The organism is Mesorhizobium sp. M7A.F.Ca.US.002.01.1.1 (genome assembly GCF_004022955.1).
In the GTDB taxonomy this organism is placed as follows: domain Bacteria; phylum Pseudomonadota; class Alphaproteobacteria; order Rhizobiales; family Rhizobiaceae; genus Mesorhizobium; species Mesorhizobium ciceri.
Genome location: NZ_RZQE01000552.1, coordinates 1 through 3,510, shown reverse-complemented (window position 1 = coordinate 3,510; position 3,510 = coordinate 1). Strand labels below are relative to the sequence as shown.

The 3,510-nt window shown below is 61.8% G+C and carries 3 protein-coding genes and 1 pseudogene; all 4 read left to right on the top strand.

What is annotated here, in order from left to right:
* A partial coding sequence (locus tag EN932_RS31720; RefSeq protein ID WP_128369352.1) for a hypothetical protein occupies window positions 1-1,672 on the top strand: 1,672 nt, incomplete at its 5' end.
* On the top strand, window positions 1,665-2,123 hold the full coding sequence (locus EN932_RS31715) for a GNAT family N-acetyltransferase (RefSeq protein WP_128369351.1): 459 nt from the start codon (window positions 1,665-1,667) through the stop codon (window positions 2,121-2,123). The genes EN932_RS31720 and EN932_RS31715, both read left to right, overlap by 8 nt.
* Before the next feature lie 11 nt (window positions 2,124-2,134).
* The gene (locus EN932_RS31710; protein ID WP_013531595.1) at window positions 2,135-3,127 is read left to right on the top strand and encodes a tail fiber domain-containing protein; all 993 of its coding nucleotides are present in this window, start codon (window positions 2,135-2,137) and stop codon (window positions 3,125-3,127) included.
* Window positions 3,124-3,510 (top strand): annotated as a pseudogene (locus tag EN932_RS38190) (hypothetical protein); the annotation flags it as partial. The gene EN932_RS31710 and the pseudogene EN932_RS38190, both read left to right, overlap by 4 nt.

Below are 3,510 nucleotides of genomic sequence, written 5' to 3'. Positions count from 1 at the left end.
CAGCATGCGCGGCGGTTCGATCAAGCGTGCCACGATCGGCGCCGTTCCGGTTGAAAGCTTCATCACCTACAACGCGGGTGGCACGAAGAAGATTTGGGCGTGTGATGCGACGACCATTCGCGATGTCACCGCACCGGCTTCGCCGACTTCGCCGCCGGCCGCCGCCGTCTCGGGCCAGACTTCCGGCTACTATTCCTATGTCAATTTCACCACGTCCGGCGGCTCGTTCGTGGTCGCAGTCAACGGAACCGACTTCCTTCAGCTCTACAGCACCAGCTTCGACTGGTCGGCCGTCAACGGCTTGCCGACATTTCGGCTGAACTTCGATACCCAGACCGTCAACTATGTGACTGGCCAGACGATCACGGGCGGCACCAGCGGCGCGACCGCGACTGTCGTCAAGTCGATCGACAACGGCGCCACCGGCTCGCTCTACATCCAGAGCATCACCGGGACGTTTCAGGACAACGAGACCGTCACCGGCTCGATTGCCGGCTCTGCAAAAGCAGACATTCCGGGCGGCGTGGTGCAGATCTCCGCCGCGATTACCGGAGTGGCGACTTCCGTCCTGTCTCACGTCTGGCTCTATCGAAACCGGCTGTTTTTCATCGAGAACGGCACTATGCGCGCGCGATATCTGAACGTCGACAGCGTGACCGGCGCCCTGGGCTCTCTGAACCTGTCAGGCATTTTCCAGCGCGGCGGCTCGCTGCTGTTCGGCGCAACGTGGTCCCTCGATGCTGGCGACGGCATCGACGACAAATGCGTTTTCGTCACCACCGAAGGCGAGGCCGCCATCTTCGAAGGTTCGAACCCGGCTGGCACCACGCAAGCGGAATGGAACCTTGTCGGCCGCTACGACCTGACTGACCCGATGGGCAAGCGCGGCACGATGCGAGCCGGCGGCGATCTGATCGTTGCAACGAAGGAAGGCCTCGTTCCGATCTCTGCGGCAATCAACAAGGACGCGGCTGCACTGTCGCTTGCGGCCATCTCCAGGAACATCGAACCGGACTGGAAGCGTGAGGCTGCTCGCCGGCTTTCCCTGCCGTGGGAAATCATCAAGTGGCCAGACATGAACTATGCGATTGTCGCGTTGCCGGTGACGGCGGACGGACAGGAAGCGTGGTCGTTCGTCGTCAATCTCGAAACCGGGGCTTGGTGCAAGTTCGTCGGCTGGGCCACGCGCTCCATCGAACTGCATGACAGCCGCCTCTATTTCGGCACCAATGACGGCACGGTTTTCGAGGCAGAGATTGCGGGCAACGATAATGGCCTGCCGATCTACTACACCTATGTCGGCAACCCGGATCACATGAAGTCGCTGGGCGGCTTGAAGACCGTCCACCAGGCACGCCCGACCTTTCTCAGCGCCACGCCCTACAACCCGAAAATCTCTTTCTCGGTCAACTATTCCGTCAGTCTGCCGCCAGCCCCTCCGGCAGCGGATGGCGGCACGGCGGACCTGTGGGATTCGGGCCAGTGGGATGTCGCGAAGTGGGACCAGGCGCAGCCGGTGGCATCGGTCGGCGGCGGGCAATGGATTTCGATTGGCAAGACGGGATACGTGATGCAGCCGCAACTGCAAATCACCAGTTTCCTTAACCAGCGACCAGTCACCGAATTCGTTCAGCTCGATGTCACCTTTGAAACGGGAGGCGTCGTTGTCTGACTACGCCATCAGCATCGAGAATTTCAACGAAGCGTGGCCCGAGCTGGAGCCCATGTGCCGCACTCACTATGGCGAGATGCAGGCTCGCATGGCTGCTGAAGGGATGGCGATCGGCGAATTCAAGCCGCGCCTGAACGTCTACGGCTCCGCCGGGCATCTTCTCTGCTTTGTCGTCAGGGCCGGCGATGGCGAGGCCGTCGGTTACGCCTTCATCTGGATCACCCAAGACATGCACAATTCCGAGATGATCGCCCAGGAGGACACGATTTACATGCGGCCGGACCATCGCAACGGCATCGGCCGCCGGTTCACCAAGCATATTCTGACTGAACTGAAAGCGCGCGGCTGCGTCAGGGCGCACGTCACCATCGCCACCGATCTACGCGTTGCAAAAATGTGCGAGCGCGTGGGCTTCAAGCGGTCGGCAATCGCCATGACCTATTTCCTCTAGGAGACCTGACCATGTGTGCCCCAGACGCTCCCGCACCTCCCGACCCGAAAGAGACTTCAGCAGCGTCGACCGCAACGAACGTCGGCACCGCGATTGCGAATGCCAACCTCGGCAACGTCAACCAGGTGACGCCGGATGGCTCGCTGAACTATTCCCAGACGGGAACCTACAAATGGAATGATCCCTATACGGGAAAGTCCTACGACATCCCGACCTACACGGCCACGCAAACGTTGTCGGGAACCGGTCAGGCGATCAAAGACCAGACCGACCAGGCAAAGCTGAACCTGGGCGAACTGGCGGCCGGCCAATCGTCGTTTCTGAAGGATTGGCTCGCCAAGCCGGTCGACCTGTCCAACGACGCAACCGAAGGCCGGTTGATGGATCTCGGCATGAAGCGCCTTCAGCCGGCGCTCGATGCTCGCCGGCAGGCGAACGAAGCCGACTTGATCAATCGCGGCATCCGTCCCGGTTCGGATAACTACGCCCAGGCGCAGAACATCCAGGACCAGGGTGAAAACGACGCCTACAATTCGTTGCTGCTGTCCGGTCGCGGGCAGGCGGTGCAGGAGGCCTTGGCCCAGAATTCGGCCCCGATCAACAACCTGACGGCGCTGCTCTCGGGCTCACAGGTCAGCCAGCCGAACTTCGTCAACGCAAACATGCCGACCATTCCGACAACGGACACGGCGGGCCTGATCAACACGAACTACAATCAGCAGCTTCAGAAGTGGCAGCAGGACGCCAGCAGCAGCAGCGATTTGATGGGCGGCCTGTTCGGTCTGGGCGCGAACCTGATCAAGTTTTCGGACCGCCGGCTGAAGAAGAACATTCGCGCGATCGGCACCTTTGCCAACGGGCTGACGAAGTACGTGTTCGAATATCTTTGGGGCGGCGGTGAACAGGTCGGTGTCATGGCCGACGAGGTGCGCGCCTATCGACCCTATGCCGTCACAACCGTCAACGGCTTCGATGCCGTCGACTACGGGAGGGCGTTCGCATGACCGCACAGCCGGCTTTCATCTTCGGCGGAGACACTGGCGTCCAGACGCCGGAAGAACTCGCGCGCCTTCGCGCCATCGCCGACGCATTGCGCGGCCCTGTGGCGCCGAAGACGGTCGGACAGGGCCTTTCCGCCATCGGAGAGGCTCTCGGCTATCGCATGGCCAACGGCAGGGCCAACAAAGCGGAAGCAGACTGGCGCAAGGGTGGCGACAGCGTGTTTTCGGCGCTGTTCGGTTCTGGACCGCAGCAGACGCCCGCGCAAGCCCTTTCTGGGGCTCCAGCTCCTTCCCCTCGTGCCGCTGATGGTGGCGGCGCACCGATGCTTGGCGCCAACCCGATCCCCGGCGCCATCCGCAAGGGGCCAGACGGCAAGACCTATCAG